17 protein-coding genes are annotated in these 16,622 nt (G+C 53.1%); 8 read left to right on the forward strand and 9 right to left on the reverse strand.

Annotation, left to right across the window (positions count from 1 at the left end; translation table 11 throughout):
• A complete protein-coding gene (locus Q0X64_RS08300) occupies window positions 1-279 on the reverse strand; it encodes a cupin domain-containing protein (protein ID WP_297811235.1) in 279 nt (92 codons plus the stop codon).
• A gap of 82 nt (window positions 280-361) precedes the next feature.
• Here Q0X64_RS08300 and Q0X64_RS08305 point away from each other — a divergent pair, with 82 nt between their 5' ends.
• A complete protein-coding gene (locus Q0X64_RS08305; protein WP_297811238.1) occupies window positions 362-949 on the forward strand; it encodes a YigZ family protein in 588 nt (195 codons plus the stop codon).
• Here Q0X64_RS08305 and Q0X64_RS08310 read toward each other — a convergent pair.
• The 7 genes from Q0X64_RS08310 to Q0X64_RS08340 form a co-directional block, all read right to left on the reverse strand.
• The gene (locus tag Q0X64_RS08310) at window positions 939-1,571 is read right to left on the reverse strand and encodes a class I SAM-dependent methyltransferase (RefSeq protein WP_297811241.1); all 633 of its coding nucleotides are present in this window, start codon (window positions 1,569-1,571) and stop codon (window positions 939-941) included. The two genes, Q0X64_RS08305 and Q0X64_RS08310, sit on opposite strands and share 11 nt — an antisense overlap.
• Window positions 1,571-2,299, reverse strand: coding sequence for a DUF445 domain-containing protein (locus Q0X64_RS08315; RefSeq protein WP_297811243.1), 729 nt, complete (start codon window positions 2,297-2,299; stop codon window positions 1,571-1,573). The genes Q0X64_RS08310 and Q0X64_RS08315 overlap by 1 nt, the downstream gene beginning before the upstream one ends.
• Window positions 2,292-2,576, reverse strand: coding sequence for a hypothetical protein (locus tag Q0X64_RS08320; RefSeq protein ID WP_297811246.1), 285 nt, complete (start codon window positions 2,574-2,576; stop codon window positions 2,292-2,294). The genes Q0X64_RS08315 and Q0X64_RS08320 overlap by 8 nt, the downstream gene beginning before the upstream one ends.
• 18 nt (window positions 2,577-2,594) lie before the next feature.
• Window positions 2,595-3,893 (reverse strand): M18 family aminopeptidase, encoded by a 1,299-nt coding sequence (locus Q0X64_RS08325; protein ID WP_297811249.1) that lies wholly within the window; start codon window positions 3,891-3,893, stop codon window positions 2,595-2,597.
• A gap of 65 nt (window positions 3,894-3,958) precedes the next feature.
• Window positions 3,959-4,402, reverse strand: coding sequence for a hypothetical protein (locus Q0X64_RS08330; RefSeq protein ID WP_297811252.1), 444 nt, complete (start codon window positions 4,400-4,402; stop codon window positions 3,959-3,961).
• 39 nt (window positions 4,403-4,441) lie between these two features.
• A complete protein-coding gene (locus Q0X64_RS08335; RefSeq protein WP_297811255.1) occupies window positions 4,442-4,870 on the reverse strand; it encodes a hypothetical protein in 429 nt (142 codons plus the stop codon).
• Entirely contained in the window at window positions 4,867-5,337 is a 471-nt protein-coding gene (locus Q0X64_RS08340; RefSeq protein WP_297811258.1) for a YcgN family cysteine cluster protein, read from the reverse strand. The genes Q0X64_RS08335 and Q0X64_RS08340 overlap by 4 nt, the downstream gene beginning before the upstream one ends.
• Between Q0X64_RS08340 and Q0X64_RS08345 the strand changes: the two genes are divergently transcribed.
• The 3 genes from Q0X64_RS08345 (at window position 5,336) to Q0X64_RS08355 (ending at window position 8,724) form a co-directional block, all read left to right on the forward strand.
• Complete coding sequence (locus Q0X64_RS08345) at window positions 5,336-5,815, forward strand: DUF6231 family protein (RefSeq protein WP_297811261.1); 480 nt, start codon at window positions 5,336-5,338, stop codon at window positions 5,813-5,815. The two genes, Q0X64_RS08340 and Q0X64_RS08345, sit on opposite strands and share 2 nt — an antisense overlap.
• 66 nt (window positions 5,816-5,881) lie before the next feature.
• Window positions 5,882-7,969, forward strand: coding sequence for a polyphosphate kinase 1 (gene ppk1, locus Q0X64_RS08350; protein ID WP_297811264.1), 2,088 nt, complete (start codon window positions 5,882-5,884; stop codon window positions 7,967-7,969).
• On the forward strand, window positions 7,969-8,724 hold the full coding sequence (locus Q0X64_RS08355) for an AAA family ATPase (RefSeq protein WP_297811267.1): 756 nt from the start codon (window positions 7,969-7,971) through the stop codon (window positions 8,722-8,724). Before ppk1 ends, Q0X64_RS08355 begins: the two co-directional genes overlap by 1 nt.
• A gap of 250 nt (window positions 8,725-8,974) precedes the next feature.
• Here the strand turns inward: Q0X64_RS08355 and rlmKL are convergent, their stop codons facing one another.
• Window positions 8,975-11,167, reverse strand: a complete 2,193-nt coding sequence (gene rlmKL / locus Q0X64_RS08360) for a bifunctional 23S rRNA (guanine(2069)-N(7))-methyltransferase RlmK/23S rRNA (guanine(2445)-N(2))-methyltransferase RlmL (protein WP_297811270.1) — start codon at window positions 11,165-11,167, stop codon at window positions 8,975-8,977.
• A gap of 48 nt (window positions 11,168-11,215) precedes the next feature.
• On the opposite strand from rlmKL, the gene yhbY reads away from it, so the two are divergent.
• The 4 genes from yhbY to hrpA all read left to right on the forward strand — a co-directional run bounded on the left by yhbY (window position 11,216) and on the right by hrpA (window position 16,621).
• Window positions 11,216-11,509: a ribosome assembly RNA-binding protein YhbY gene (gene yhbY, locus Q0X64_RS08365; RefSeq protein WP_297811274.1), complete on the forward strand. Its 294-nt coding sequence runs from the start codon at window positions 11,216-11,218 to the stop codon at window positions 11,507-11,509.
• A 3-nt stretch (window positions 11,510-11,512) separates the two neighbouring features.
• Entirely contained in the window at window positions 11,513-12,112 is a 600-nt protein-coding gene (locus tag Q0X64_RS08370; protein ID WP_297811277.1) for a nitroreductase family protein, read from the forward strand.
• A gap of 12 nt (window positions 12,113-12,124) precedes the next feature.
• Window positions 12,125-12,586 (forward strand): pentapeptide repeat-containing protein, encoded by a 462-nt coding sequence (locus tag Q0X64_RS08375; protein ID WP_297811279.1) that lies wholly within the window; start codon window positions 12,125-12,127, stop codon window positions 12,584-12,586.
• Window positions 12,587-12,736: 150 nt separating this feature from the next.
• Window positions 12,737-16,621: an ATP-dependent RNA helicase HrpA gene (gene hrpA, locus Q0X64_RS08380; protein WP_297811282.1), complete on the forward strand. Its 3,885-nt coding sequence runs from the start codon at window positions 12,737-12,739 to the stop codon at window positions 16,619-16,621.
• Window position 16,622: the final 1 nt, after the last annotated feature.

A 16,622-nucleotide genomic window follows, 5' to 3' on the forward strand; every position in this document is an offset into this window, starting at 1 on the left:
CTAGCCGAAGCGGTAATGTTTACGTAAATCCTGAGTGATATGCCAGCGGCAAGTCAGGCCGGCGGCAAAGGTGACCAGATCACCGGCCTTTATAGTAGCTGACTCGCTGCCGTCTTCGGCGGTGACTTCCACTTCGCCTTCCAGGATGTAGGCGGTTTCTTTTTCATCATAATGCCAGGGGAAGGTGGAAGTTTCCTTTTCCCAGATGGGCCAGGCATACACGCCGAGTTCGGTCAGGCGCTGTTGATCGGGCTGATGTTCGACTTGAATGGCGCTCATAAAGCAATCCTGCCTTTGCTAAAACACGGTTGATGGGGCGATATGTTAAATTGTTGCCTGTTTTTTTCCTATAGCTATCACCATGGCATCGAAGTTCAACACTGTTACCCAGACCAGCGAAGCCGAATACGAAATCAAGAAATCACGCTTTATCGGCGTCATCATGCCCTGTCATTCAGAGGATGAAGCTTTGCGTCAATTGGGCCGGCTGGCACAGCAGCACCCCAATGCCAATCACCTGGCTTTTGCCTGGCGCATCCGTCAGCCGGAAGGCTTTCTGACTGAACGCTTTCATGATGCCGGCGAACCCTCCGGTACCGCCGGTCGCCCTATTCTGGCGCCGCTGGAGGGGGAATCCTTAATCAATGTGGTCGTCGGTGTGGTGCGTTACTTTGGCGGTATCAAACTGGGCATCGGTGGCCTCACCCGGGCTTATGGAACAGCGGCCAAAGAGTCTATTGCCGCGGCGCAGGTTCATCCCTGGGTTGAAATGACGCAGATCACGCTGGAGATCGATTACAGCCAGTTACAGCTTCTCGAATACCAGCTTAAGCTTTACCACGGCAAAATCCTCGATCAGCAGTTCACCGACAAAGTCACCGTTACGTTTTCCCTGCCGGCCGAAATGGCCGACGATATCCGTCAGCAATTCACCCCTGTCAACGGCTGAAGCAAATCAAACGGCCCGCCACAGAAAATCCTGAAAAACCATATTTTTCAGCAATATACTCTATGGTTTTAAGGTGGTAAATAAAAACGTGTGTCGGGTCGTTTTTATAATTCCAGCGGTGAAAATCAATGCTGTCGTCATACAACTCGGTCATGCAAAACAACCGACCGGTAGGCTTAAGAAGCTGCCTCAGCAGCGCAAAGCTTTTCGCCGGATGGTGAAAATGTTCAATGACTTCACAACTGCAGATAAAGTCGTAGCGCTGTTGCAATAGCTCGGGCCGTTCAAAAAACAGCGGATCATAGGCTTCAATGTGATAGCCCTGCTGCTTTAATACATGGGTAATAACCGGGGCATGACCGGCGCCGAAATCCAGTCCCTGGTGCTGCGGGCCAAAATGCGCCGTGACCTTGTCGGTCAGCGGCCTGACAAACTGCTGGAAGCGCTTGTCTTCGACATCGTTGAGATGTTCCAGGTAACGGCTTTTTTCCTGCTCGCGGTCAGGCCAGCTTTTGGGGTCCTTGATAATCGCCTGGCAATGGCTGCAACGGTAATAAAAACGTTGTTTGAAATCGTAAAATATTGTCGCTGTTTGCTGACACAGCGGACAATCTATCGTCATTACAGCGGCAAAAAGCTGGTGATCAGGCCAATCAGCCCGCCAAAAACCCCGCCCCAGACAACCAGCCAGCCGAGATGCTGGCGGATCATGGTCTGAATAATGTCCTTGACCATCACCGGGGTTAATTCATCCAGCCGCACCTGCACAATTTTTTCGATATGCAGGTGTAATTCATTGAACACCGGCATGCTGCTAAGCTTGGCTTTCACGCTGCTCTGAAATGACTCACTGTGGGCAATCTCATTCAATGACCGCTTCATCTTATCGGTAAACGGCTGCTGCAGCGGCTCCAGTGCCTGTTTACCGCCGAACATCGACAGCATGCTGCCGAATGAGGATTCCATAATCGTGTCCACCAGGCTGTGGTAGGCCGGCGCCAGATCGGTCTGCTCGATAATGTCACTGAAATCCAGCGGATGCTGGGCATTATCAGCGACCATCTCGTCCATAAACCGATCCACATTATCCTTGTTAAAAAACTGATCCATGACCAGTTGATGAATACCGGCCTTGAACTCAGCAAAACGCGCCGCAATCACCCCGGAACCGTACAGCCCGGGGACCTTTTCAAACAGCATGTGAATGGCTAGCCAGTTAGTCATCCCACCGGCCAGGGCAAACAGCCCGGTGTAATGCACCGGCTCGCGGTATGGCGCTGGCAGAAACAGGCCGCCCACCACCAGTGCCGTCGCCAGCAGGTTGGTGATAAGGCTCTTATTGTTAGTCATTGGTCCACTTGGTCAGCGCATCAATGATTTGCGAGGCCTGATCGCGGCTGGAAATATTGAACTTGGAACGCTGGCTGTATTCGCCGTGACGCTTCTGATAGCGACGAATGGTGTATTTATCGGGTCCAAAATCGCCGGTTTTGCGATCCAGATCCTGGTAGCGGTACATCACCGTGGCCCAGGCACCCTTGGTCAGAATGACCTTATCCAGTTCCTTGACGGTCATTTGCTCGCCTTCGAAATATTCCACGGTCAATTCGTCAACGGTTTCAGCCATAAATAAAAATCCTTCAAATCAAACAGAATGGTTATAAAAATGCGTTAGTACCTGCTGCAGCATGGCGGCATCTCGACTACCCGCCATTTCGCGGATCGAGTGCATGGCAAAAGTAGGCACACCGATGTCCAGCGTGCGAATGCCAATGGTAGCGGCAGTAATCGGCCCGATCGTGCTGCCACAGGCCATATCCGTGCGCACCACAAAATCCTGCACCGGGACATCATTCAGCGCACAGATCTGGCGGAATACTGCACTGGTCTCGCTGCTGGTGGCATAGCGTTGGTTGGCATTGGTTTTAATGACCGGTCCGGCATTCAAAAGCGGGCCATGTTCGGCATCATGCCGATCCGGGTAATTGGGATGAATGGCATGGGCATTATCGGCCGAAATCATCATCGAGTGATCCAGCATGCGCTGGTAGTTTTCAGCGTTGTGACTCAGGCGCTGCAACACCGATTGCAAAAAGGTGCCCTGCGCCCCGCTGCTGGACTGGCTGCCGACTTCTTCATGATCATTGCACACCAGCAAAGCCGAGCGGCTGCCATCAGCGGCCAGTAATGACTGCAGTCCAACGTAGCAACTCAGCAGGTTATCCAGCCGGGCGCTGCTGATAAAGTCACCGGACAAGCCAGTGACAGCGGCTTTCTGAGTGTCGTAGAAACAGATTTCGTAGTCCAGCACCTTGCCCACTTCAAGATCGGGATGCTGTTGCCGGCACTGCTGCTCGAGCAAAGCGCGGAAATCCAGTTTGTCGCCTTCTTCAAGCTGGCATAACACCGGCGGCAAATGCTGTTGCGGATTCACACTGCGGTTCTGATTGGCTTCGCGGTCCAGGTGAATCGCCAGGCTGGGGATCACTGCCAGCGGCGTTTCAAAATTGATCAGTGTCTGTTTGATATGGCCGTTCTGGTCTTCGTAACTCAGACAGCCCGCCATCGACAGATCCCGGTCGAACCAGGGGTTAAGCAAGGCACCGCCGTAAACTTCTACCCCCAGTTGCTGCAGGCTGTGCTGGGCTTTTTCCGGTTTGGGCTTCACTTTCAGACAGGGGCTGTCAGTGTGGGCACCGACCATGTTCATACCGTTGTCAGCCAGGTCTTTTTCAGTCAGCACAAAGGCGATAATTGAGCCACCATTGCGGGTCACATAATAGCGCCCGGGCGCGAGTTGACCCCAGCTATCAGCCTCTGATAAAGCCTGAAAACCCTGATCTCGCAGCAATGCAATCATTGAATCAACAGCGTGATAAGGGGTGGGCGAAGCATCCAGGAATGCACACAGGCCCTGGTTGAATGCGGTGGTCGCGATAGCCATAATTCTCGTCATTTAGTGGAAACGACCGCTATGATACCGGTTTTAAGCCTCCGGTTTGAAGGTGATTAATCTTCCAGCACCCGACCGCGGTAGATACGGGCCGGTTTTTTTCTGCTTTCCTCAGCACCGGCTTTTTTGATCGTAGGCAATTCGCGTTCCTGCGCCAGTTCCACGCCACGATAGACCTTTTTGCTGTGTTCGGGAATCACATCATCGCCATGATGCAGGCCCAGCGATTCAAGAATATTTAACTCGTCATCAATATAAGCCCGGCTGGACAAGGGCATTGCTACCCCGGACTTGAAGGAAAAACCTTCTACCTGAATAAACGGCAGTTCGGCGACGACTTTTTCGCCCCGCAGGCGCTGGTAGGATAAGGCCGTAATGCGACCTTGTTCGATAACGATATGGCAGGCTTTATTATCAATAGTGGTAATGAAGAAGGTGCCGGTTTCGGCCTGTTCGCAATGGCTGGCGAGGTGCTTGAGAACTTCCGTATTGGCTATCATAAAGACTGAGAGGCCCTTGTCATCACATGAAATAATAGCCTACATCACCTCATCGTCATTGTTTAATTTTTTTATCAGTCTTTTTGATAGCCCGCCGTGCAGACGGCACCGTGTGGCCAGTGCGCCCATGCCCCAGGCTTCGGGCGGCCGGATGGCAACCGAGCGCTTACAGCGTTTACCACCGGGCAACTTGGCACCACAGGGCGGCCGGTAGCGTTTGATTTTTTCCCAGCCTTCCAGCGTCTGGGTCGCTTTTCTGATGACCTTGACTTCACGGGGCGATAACTGGCTTTGATCGACGGGGCGCGTCTTCTCGTCAGTATGGCGCCACCAGTAACGTACCACCGGCTTGGGCAGACCGAAGCGGCGCGCCAGATCGTCCGGTTTGCGATAGATCTCCAGCTCCAGCAGCAGTATAGCTGCCTGCTCGAGTCTGGCGGTAAAGTCACGACTTTCCTCAGGTGTCATGCATCCGGGTCGGGTTCATGGCTGAGTTTAATCACGGCTTCGGTCAGCTCTTCAACCTCGCTCTCGGGACGGGCGATATGTCTGACAGAAATGCCGGCTTTATGCACGCTGTCCGGGTCACCGGTGACCAGCGGATGCCAATCGGGCAAGGGTTCCCCCTCAGCCAGCAGGCGGTAAGCACAAGTCGAAGGTAGCCAGTCGAAGTAATGGGCATTTTCAATGCTGAGCTGGATGCAGTCAGGGATGATTGACTGCCGGTTGCTGTAGTCCTTGCAGCGGCAGGCATCAATATCCAGTAAAGAGCAGGCGGCACGGGTGTAGTACATGCGGCCATCGTCTTCATCTTCGAGCTTGTGCAGGCAGCAGCGGGCACAACCATCGCACAGACTTTCCCACTCCTCGTGAGTCATCTGGCTCAGGCGTTTGTGTTTCCAGAACTCAACAGATGTTTTATCCTGATTAATCATGACTGATTCATATGCCTTATCCAGCCTGTTGGCGCCTTTTGTCAAAGCGTTCAATCCCCACTCTGTTTTGACTGCCGGCGACACGGCCGAATTATGTCTGCAAACCGATAATGATACTAAATTTCAGCATCTGACGACACCTTTCAGTCAGCAGCAATTACAGCGAATCAGCCCCGTTGACCTGGCGCTGATTAGTCATCTGACCGAATCAATGAGCAAAGCCGAGGCGCAACAATGGCTGGGCAAAATTAAAAATCAGTATGCGCCTCACGTGATTTTGATCAGCCACCCCGAGCTGGCTGCGGAGCATGGCTGGCAATTTACTGACTACCTGGCGATGGGGTTCAGGCATATTGCCGGTAGCGAGGACGGCCTGCAGGTATTCAGTTATGCGATTGAAAATTACCAACCCAAACGTGACTGGCTCAACAGCCGTTTCTGGGCCAACCCGGAAATGTACGATAAATATCGCTGGTGACATCAAGCTGTCACACAGACAGTTTAGAATGGAAGGATTACTGCGTTTAATACCGCCAAAGGAATTATGAAACAAGAACAGCCCACCGATCTGAACAATCCCGAGCTCTACATCAACCGTGAATTGAGCTTACTGGAATTTAACTGGCGCGTGTTGCAGCAGGCGCTGGACACCAATGTGCCCTTGCTGGAACGGCTCAATTACCTGTGTATTTCCAGCACCAACCTGGACGAATTTTTCGAAGTACGGGTGGCGGGCCTGATTCAGCAGATTGAAATTGGTGATCCCTACATCGAAGCCGATCAGGTTACCGCGCAGGAATGTCTCAAGCTTATCAGTCAGCGTGCTCACGAGCTGGTGGAAGAGCAGTACCGGGTGCTCAACGAGGTGTTACTGCCGGAAATGGAGCAGCAGGACATCCGCATTCTGCCGCGTTCACAGTGGAATGATGAACACACCCAATGGCTGCAGAATTATTTCCAGGAAGAGATCCTGCCTATCCTGAGCCCGATGGGGCTGGATTCTGCGCATCCCTTCCCGCGTCTGCTCAACAAGAGTTTGAACTTTATCGTCTCGCTGGTGGGTAAGGATGCCTTCGGACGCGACCGGGGCTATGCCATTCTGCAGGCACCACGGGCTCTGCCCCGGGTGATTCAGTTCCCGGAAAATTTATGCCAGGAGGGAGAATATAAATTTGTCTTTCTGTCATCGATTATCCATGCTTTTGCCGAAGACCTGTTTTTCGGCATGAAGGTCAAAGGTTGTTACCAGTTCCGTGTCACCCGCAACAGTGATCTGGCGATCGACACCGAGGAAACCAGTGACCTGCTCGCCACCATTGCTGACGAGCTGACCCAGCGCAACTTCGGCGATGAAGTCAGGCTGGAGATCGCCCATAACTGTCCGGAAGATATGGTCGAATTCCTGCGCCAGGAATGCGGTATGGAAAGAGACAATGTTTACCTGGTCAATGGCCCCGTCAACCTGAGCCGGATACAGGCCGTCTGTTCGCTGGTAGAACGGAGTGATCTCAAGTTCAAACCTTTCACTCAGGGACGACCAAGTGGTCTGACCCCCGATGTCGATATCTTCGGCGCGTTGCGTAAACAGGATATGCTGCTGCACCATCCTTACCAGTCTTTCACACCCATCATTGATTTGCTCAGACAGGCGGCGGCTGACAGCAGCGTGCTAGCAATCAAACAAACCCTGTATCGCACCGGCTCCAAATCCCCCATAGTCGATGCCCTGGTCACTGCAGCGCAGGCCGGTAAAGAGGTGACGGTGGTGATCGAGCTACGTGCCCGTTTTGATGAAGAGGCTAACGTGGCGCTGGCTTCAAGATTGCAGGAAGCTGGCGCGCATGTGGTGTATGGCATCGTTGGTTATAAAACCCATGCCAAGATGTTGCTGGTGCTGCGCCGTGAAAATGGCAAGCTGCGTCGCTATGTCCACCTGGGAACCGGTAACTATCACCGGGGCACAGCCCGCGTTTACACCGATTATGGTCTGATGACGTCCGACAAACAGATTGGCGAAGACGTCAATAATCTGTTTATCCAGCTCACCAGCCTGGGCAAAATTCCGCAAATGCATAAACTGCTGCATGCGCCATTCACCCTCCATGAAGGTCTGCTCAACAGAGTGGCACGCGAGACCGAGAACGCTCAAGCCGGTAAACCGTCGCGGATCATTATCAAGGTTAATGCCGTTGTCGAGCAGGAAATGATTCAGGCGCTTTACCGGGCTTCCATGGCCGGTGTCAAAATTGACCTGATTGTTCGCGGTATCTGCTGCCTGCGGCCCGGGGTTGAGGGTCTGTCGGAAAATATCCATGTGCGTAGTATTATCGGCCGCTTTCTCGAACATACCCGGGTTTTCTATTTTGAAAATGCCGGCAAACCTGAGCTCTGGGCCGGCAGTGCCGATTTAATGAAACGCAATCTGCTGCGCCGGGTAGAAACTTGCTTCCCGGTAGAGTCGAAAAAACTGCGTGAGCGTGTGCTGGAGGATCTGGAAACCTATCTCAGCGATAACAGCCAAGCCTGGATCCTCAATGCCGATGGCCGTTATCAGCGTGTTGACAGGCCGGAGTCTGAGGCCGCCATTTCTGCCCAGCAAACTCTACTGGAGAGCATGGCTAAGACTTACTGATGGAAACCATTGCTTTTTTCAACCTCAAGGGCGGTGTGGGCAAGACCACCTCAGCCGTCAATATCGCCTGGCATGCCGCTAATGATGGCATCCCCACCCTGCTCTGGGATCTGGATCCGCAAGGCGCTGCCAGCTGGCTGTTGAATAAAAAAGCCAAAAACAAAACCGCGCCCAAAAAACTCTTGAAAGGCAAAACGCCGATTGGTGATCTGGTGCGGGAAACCGATTACGACAACCTGGATATCATCCCGTCGGATTTCTCACTTCGGCACCTGGACAGACAACTGGCGCTGGAGAGCGAAAAAGACAAACAGAACCTGATCAACAAGCTGGTGGAACCCTTTGGGGAGCGCTACGCCCTCGTCGTGCTGGACTGTCCGCCCAGTTTTTCAGTGCTGACCGAGCAGATATTTGAAACCGCTGACTCGCTGTATATTCCGATTATCCCAACCCATCTGTCCTTGCGGACGTTTGAGCAGACCCGTGAATTTTTCAAGCAGAACAAGCTCAAACCCAAACGCCTGCATGCTTTTTTTACCATGGTCGACCGGCGTCGCAGCCTCCACCGGGTGATGCTTTCTCACCCGCCTAAGATGCTCAAAAACGGTCTGACAACGCCAATTCCGTACGCAGCAGTGGTTGAAAAAATGGGCGATCACCAGTCACCGCTCCCGGCTTTCGATCAGCGCTCGCCGGTCAGCCGTGCTTATGCGGATTTATGGGCAGAAATCAAACAGACCCTGTCTGAATTCTGAACTCACTGGCTAATCATTAGCCGAGCATTCAAAGCCCTGTGGATTTTCGGTGAGCCACTGCTGATAGGTCTGGGTTGGCGTGGTGAATTTGGGGTAATATTCTCTACCCTGCTCGGGGCCGCCACGAGATCATTCATCCAGGTTGTTGGAGTGTGGCTGTGGTGCTGAAGCGTTAAATGACAGAAATCACCCTGCTGCAAATAGCCTTGTGCTGACGCCGAAAAGTGACAGTTTAATGCCATTTTCCCCTTTAGGTTTTATCAATTAACCAGCAGTAATGAATCTTCTGGTTGCGCTCAAAATCGCGTGGGATGGTTTTCTGGCTGATGTCTTCGAGCTTCAGCCCATCCAGTTCCTCTTCAGCCATTCTGAAATCACGGCGGTTGGTGGAAAAGATGATACGACCATTATCTCTGAGCAGATGACTGGCAATGTTAATCAAGCTGACATGATCACGCTGAATATCAAACACCCCTTCCATACGACTGGAGTTGGAAAAAGTCGGCGGATCCAGAAAGATCAGATCATAGCGCTGTTTTTCCTGACTAGCCGCCTGCAGCCACTCCAGGCAGTTGGCGCGGACAAATCGATGTTGATCACCGGCCAGCCCGTTCAGCGTCATATTGTCCTCGGCCCAGCCCAAATAGGTGTTGGACATATCGACACTGGTGGTCGACTTGGCCCGTCCTGCCGCAGCATAGACCGTGGCTGAGCCGGTGTAAGAAAACAAATTGAGAAAGTCTTTGCCCGCCGCCTGCTGCATCAGCATCAGGCGAGTGTCACGGTGATCCAGAAACAGACCGGTATCCAGATAATCTTTCAGGTTGACCCAGAACCGGAGCCCGTTTTCCTCAACCTCAAAACGCTGATTCTGTGCTGCCTGACTCTCGTACTGACTCAGTCCACGTTGTTTCTGGCGGACTTTCAGTGCCACGTTGGCAGCGGGCAGTTCAAGCACATCGGGAATCAAATGCATCGCTTCCTTGAGGCGTTCCACGGCTTTTTGCGGATCGATCTGCTTGGGCGGTGCATATTCCTGGACATGGACCTGGTCGCCGTAGATATCGATAGCCATCGCATAATCAGGCAGGTCGGCATCATAAATCCGGTAACAGCTCAGATCATTTTTGCGGGCCCACTTGGCCAGATGCTTGATATTTTTCTTCAAACGGTTGGCAAACATTTGTCCCTGTTCAGTAATTTCGACCGTTTGCACGTCTGGTGCTGTCTCTGCGACTGGCTGAGCCAAAGCTTCTGCAGGATGAGCCTGTTGCGGTTTAGGTGCCCGGTAGAACAACACATCACAGGGGATTGGGCCATTATCAAAAGGTAGGGAGTCAAACAAAGTCAGGCCGGTGAATTTACCCAGTTGGGCATTATCGGTGATGACCGCCGTGCGCCATCCTGGTAGAGATTCGCGTACCACATTGCCCAGATTTTCATAGAGGCGATCCAGATCAGCTACATCGCCCATACGCTCACCATAGGGCGGATTACAGACAATCAAACCTGCCGGCGGTAATGACTGGGCCACAGCCGGCCAGTCCAGTAAGCGCCGCTCATAGACCTGAATCCAGTCAGCAAGGCCCGCTTCAGCAATATTGGCCCGAGCGGCTTCTGCCGCACGCGGATCAGCATCACCACCACAAATCAGCGGCAACCGCGACAGTCCGGCCTGGCGGCGGCGCTCGGCATCGGCCTTGAGGCGTTTCCAGGCTTCCTTATCATGCTGCTTCCAGTAGCTGAAACCGAAGTAGTCGCGCAGCATACCGGGGGCGATATCGGCGGCGATCATGGCGGCTTCGATCAGAAACGTGCCGGAACCGCACATCGGATCAATCATCGACCAGCCCTGGCGAGATAATTTTTGCCATTCGGCGCTGAGTAGAATCGCTGCGGCCAGGTTTTCTTTTAGCGGCGCTTCGGTATTACGGGCCCGGTAACTGCGACGGTGTAGGCTTTCACCGGACAGATCGATACTGACTGTGGCCTGATTGTGGCGTAAATAAACATTGATACGGAGATCAGGCTGGTACAAATCCACCGAGGGCCTTAAGCCGGTCGCAGCACGAAAGCGATCGACAATGGCATCTTTCACTTTCTGAGCACCAAACTGACTGTGTTTGATTTTGGAACGGAAGCTGTTGAAATCGACCGCCAGCGTGCCATCCTCGGCTTCCATATGGTCTTCCCAGGGCATCGCGCTCACGCCTTCATAAAGCTGCTCAGGCGTTTCGGCAGCGATATGGGCGATAGGCATTAACACCCGGATCGCAACGCGCGACCAGAGACACACTTTATAGGCGTCTTCCAGCGTGCCGCTAAAGCGGATATTACCCTGTTCCTGTTTGAATTTTTTAAGACCGAGCTGTCTGAGTTCGTCGGCCAGTAAGTCCAGCATGCCGCGCGCCGCTGTGACCGTGAACTTGTGTTGTTTTGCCATATTGGGTTCCTGTTATACTCCATCTATTTTAAACAGGTAATGCAATTCATGGCAGTGACGGATAAACAAAAGCGCTATCTCAAAGGGCTGGCGCATTCGCTAAAACCAGTGGTCATGGTCGGTAACAGCGGCCTTACCGATTCAGTGCTGGCTGAAATCGACAATGCGCTGGACCACCACGAGCTGATTAAAGTCCGAATCAGCGGCCAGGAACGCGCTGAACGCAAAGCCATGCTGGAAGATATTGCCGCCAGAACCCATTCCGATCTGGTGCAGGTCATCGGCAATATCGGCGGTTTCTATCGTCAGTCCAAAGACCCTTCGATTCAGTTACCAAGGTAAAACATGATTCAAAAACCGGCAGATACCGAACAACCCATTCACGATCTTTTGGCAGAACGCTGGAGCGGCCGGGCTATCGATCCGGATATCGCCGTCAGTGAAGAGCAGATTATCTCGTTAACCGAAGCCGCACGCTGGGCACCCTCCTGCTCCGGTGAAGAACCCTGGCGCTATCTGCTGTGCAACAAATTCACCGACAAAGCGGCCTGGGATAAGGCGTTCGCTTCCCTAGCACCAGGCAACCAGACCTGGGCAAAAGATGCGCCTCTATTGATTCTTGCTGCCTCTGCCACCGGTTTCCGTGAAAAAGACAAAAGCAACCCCTGGGTCGGCCACGATACCGGTGCGGCTAATCTCAGCCTCTGCCTGCAGGCAACCGCCATGGGGCTAGTCAGTCACCAGATGGGTGGCTATGACCCGGACAAGATGCGTGAAGCCTTCGATATTCCCGACCATATCAAGCTGTGGTCGATGATTGCCATTGGCCACCCAGCGCCACTCGACAACCTCACTGAAGAGCAGATGGAGCGGGAACTAAAGCCTCGTGAGCGCCGTCCATTACAGCAACAGTTTTTCCACGGGCAGTGGCCTACAGCGGAGTAGCAGGAGCAAATGATGAAAAAAGCCCTTTTAATTGCCGGTTTAATGACTGTTGGCAGCGCCGCAGCCTACGAAAAAGTCTATCTTGATCGTTTGCTTGAAACGCGACAATGTAATTTCTGCAATCTGAGCGAAGCCGAGCTCAGTGGCCAGGATTTAAGCGGTGCTGATATGAGTGAAGCCAATCTTAAAGGCATCGACTTAAGCAACGCCAAACTGGTTGGCGTCTGGTTCACCCACTCCCGTATGCAAGGTGCCAATCTCGAGGGTGCCAATATCTCTAATTCTCTGATGGACTACGCTGAGCTGAACGGCGCCAACCTCAAAAATGCCAACCTTACCGGAACGCAGTTAATTTTCGCCGACCTCACCGATGCCGATCTGAGCGGTGCAAACCTTGAAAATGCCCAGCTGCGTGGCATTTTATATTGCAACACCACCATGCCTGACGGCGAGGTCAACAACAGCGGTTGCTGATAAACAAACAGCTATCTCTCTTAACAACAGCCCCGGTTTTTCCGGGGCTGTGTTGTTTCTGCCGGCGTGATCCATCTCCTCTCCCAGCACGGTTTCCGCTGCGTGCCGGCTCCGAACAATGTAAAATACTGCTTTTTGCCTGATTCCCTCGTGAGTAATCCCAAGCCCGATCTGCAAAACTTGCTGCAATCCACCATGCTGGCTGATCGTCATCGCCTCACCCGGCGCTGGCACAAGCTGAAAAAAGACCAGGGTGACAAAGCCCTGGCTAATTTGGCTCAGCAGGTCATGGCGTCGGTTAATCGCGCTGAACAGCGCCGCCAAAACATTCCCAAGCCAAAATTTGATGCTGATCTGCCCGTCATTGAGCGGCGTCAGGAAGTCAAACAGGCGATTGCAGATAACCAGGTCATCATTCTCTGTGGTGAAACCGGTTCGGGTAAAACCACCCAGTTACCTAAAATCTGCCTGGAGCTGGGCCGTGGTGTAACGGGGCTGATAGGCCACACCCAGCCTCGCAGAATTGCAGCCCGCACCGTCGCCACCCGTATCGCCGAGGAACTGGAGTCAGAAATCGGCCAGACGGTCGGTTACAAGGTGCGGTTTCATGATCAGGTCAACGCCGATCGCAGCTACGTCAAGCTGATGACCGATGGTATTTTGCTGGCAGAGACCCAGAACGACCGGTTCCTGAATCAATATGACACGTTGATTATTGACGAAGCCCATGAGCGCAGCCTCAACATCGACTTTTTGCTGGGTTATATCAAGCAGCTGTTACCCAAGCGTCCCGATCTGAAAGTCATCATCACCTCGGCGACCATTGATACCGAACGGTTCTCCAAACACTTTGATAAGGCTCCGGTCATCGAAGTCAGTGGTCGGACGTACCCGGTGGATGTGCGCTACCGCCCGCTACAGACGCCGGATGAAGAATCACCCGACTACGATATGGTGTCGGGCATTGTGGCGGCAGTCGATGAACTGTGCCGGGAAGGGCCCGGTGATGTATTGATTTTCCTCGCCGGTGAACGAGATATCCGTGATGTGTCGGAAGCTTTGCGTAAACATCACCCACCGCAGACGGAAATCCTGCCTTTGTTCGCCCGTCAGTCGGCTGCTGAGCAGAACCGCGTATTTAAAACTGGCGGTCAGCGCCGCATTGTACTGGCCACCAACGTCGCTGAAACCTCGCTGACCGTGCCTGGTATCCGTTATGTCGTCGATCCGGGTAATGCCCGCATCAGCCGCTATAGTGTTCGTAATAAAGTGCAGCGGCTGCCAATAGAAAAGGTCTCGCAGTCCAGTGCCAATCAGCGCGCCGGTCGTTGCGGCCGGGTCGCGGCCGGTATCTGTATTCGTCTCTATGATGAAGAGGATTTTAATAACCGGCCGGCCTTCACCGACCCTGAAATCCTGCGGACCAACCTGGCGTCCGTGATTCTGCAGATGTCCGCGTTGAAACTGGGCGATCCGGCCAAGTTTCCGTTTATCAACCCACCGCCGCAGAAAATGATCAATGATGGTTACCGCCTGCTGGATGAGTTGGGTGCGGTTAACCGCCAGCGGCGTATTACTGAAACCGGGCGTCAGTTATCCAAATTGCCGATTGATCCGCGTATTGCGCGGATGTTGCTCAAAGCCGGGGAAATGGGCAGCCTGAGTGAAGTGCTGATTATTGCCAGTGCCCTGAGCATTCAGGATCCGCGAGAAAGGCCCATGGATAAACAGCAGGCCGCCGACGAAGCGCACAGTAAATACAAGGACGAACGCTCCGATTTTCTGGGCTTCATCAAGCTGTGGAATCTCTACCACGATAAGAAAAAACACCTGAGTCAGAACAAGCTGCGCAAATACTGCAAGGAACACTTCCTGTCATTCCTGCGTTTACGTGAATGGCACGATATACACCGTCAGTTAAAGATCCAGTTATCTGAGCTTAAGCTTAAATTCAACAGTCAGGAAGCCGCGTATGACAGCATCCACCAGGCATTGTTGAGTGGTCTGCTCAGTCATACCGCGATGAAAACCGACCGCTTTGAATATACCGGCGCGCGTAACCTGAAACTGGGCATCTTTCCCGGTTCGGCACTGCATAAAAAAGGCCCCAAATGGCTGATGGCGGCGGAACTGGTCGAAACCGGCAAGCTCTATGCCCGGGTCAATGCCAAGATTGAACCGGAATGGATTGAACCCATTGCCGGTGACTTGGTAAAACGCCAGTACAGCGACCCACACTGGGAAAAGAAGCCGGCCCAGGTGGTCGCTTTCGAGTCGGTATCGTTGTATGGCCTGCCTATTGTCAATCGCCGCCGGGTGCACTATGGCCCGCTGGATCGGGATCTGGCTAATCAAATTTTTATCCGTGAAGCCCTGGTCAATGGTGACTGGCACTGTCGCGCACCATTTTTCCGCCATAATCAGCAGTTGATCCGTGAAGTCGAACTGCTGGAGCAAAAATCCCGTCGCCGCGATGTACTGGTCGATGAAGAGATCCTGTTCGACTTTTACCGCGAGCGTGTCCCACACGACATCATCAACGGTGCCGGTTTTGAAAAATGGCGCAAAAAGGCGGAAAAGGACAATCCCAAACTGTTATTTCTGAGCAAAGAGCAACTGATGCAGCATCAGGCGGAACAGGTCACGGCGGATTATTATCCCGATCAAATGCTGGTCAACCGGGTACCACTCAAGCTCGAATACAATTTCGAGCCGGGCAAGCAGCATGACGGTATTACCCAGACTATTCCATTGTCTCTGCTCAACCAGACAAGCCAGGATCGTTATGACTGGCTGGTGCCTGGGCTGCTTAGGGATAAGGTCATTTTCCTGCTCAAAGCCCTGCCTAAATCGCTGCGCCGCCATTTTATTCCGGTGCCTCAGTATGCTGATGACTGCCTGCGGGACCTGTCACCCGAGGATGGTGCCCTGCTGCCCGCGCTGAGTGAGAGGCTGCGACGTCTGAACGGCATTGAGATCAGTGAAGATGACTGGCGCACCGAAGATCTGCCCCTGTATCTGCAGATGAACTTCAAACTGGTGGATGATGACGGCAAGTTACTCGATGAGAGTCGTGATCTGGACAGGCTCAAAGAAGACTGGGCACGCGAGGCAGCTGCGAGTTTCCGCCAGATTCCGGACAGTGATTATGAAAAAACCGGACTCAGCAGTTGGTCATTTGACGAATTACCAGAGCTGGTCACGCTGGAGCAGAATGGCTTGGAAATGACTGCCTACCCGGCACTGGTCGATAAGGGAGACTCGGTTGATTTAACGCTGATGGATACCCCGGCCCAGGCCAGGCAACTGACAGCGGATGGCTTGCGTCGCCTGTTTATGCTGGCCCAGTCTGATGCAGTCAAATATCTGCATAAAAACCTGCCCGGCATTAAGCAGATGTGTCTGCACTATGCCAATGTGCCGCCCTCGCCATACAAAGAGAATGCGGACAGCAAACTGACACCCTGCGAGCAACTTAAAACCGATCTCATTGATGTCGCCTTCGACCGCTGTTTTATTCTGGATCAGCCGGAAATTCGCAGCCGCGAGCAATTCGAACAAAGGCTCAGCGAGCGTCGTGGTGAACTCATCAAAATTGCTTCCGAGCTGGCACAGAGTATCGCCGCCCCGCTGGCTGAATATCATGCCATTGCCAAACGGCTGGGTGGCAATATGCCGCTGGCGGCACTCAATGCCGTTAACGATATCCGCGAACAGCTCCAGTTTCTTATCTATCAAGGCTTTGTGCATGACACCCCGGATAGCGCATTGAAACGGCTGCCGGTTTATTGTCAGGGCGCCGGGCTGCGACTGGATAAGCTGCTGACCGACCCCGCCAAGGACAAGCAGCGCATGTCAGAAATCCGACCACACTGGCTCAAATTTACCGATAAGGTGAATAAAATCGAGACCGCGGCGTTTCACGAGTATCGCTGGATGCTGGAAGAATTTCGGATTTCGGTCTTTGCCCAGGAGTTGAAAGCCGCCTACCCGGTCAGTGGTAAACGTCTGGAGAAACAGTGGCAGCAGTGCTGAA

It is taken from the genome of uncultured Methylophaga sp. (assembly GCF_947259025.1).
GTDB lineage: Bacteria > Pseudomonadota > Gammaproteobacteria > Nitrosococcales > Methylophagaceae > Methylophaga.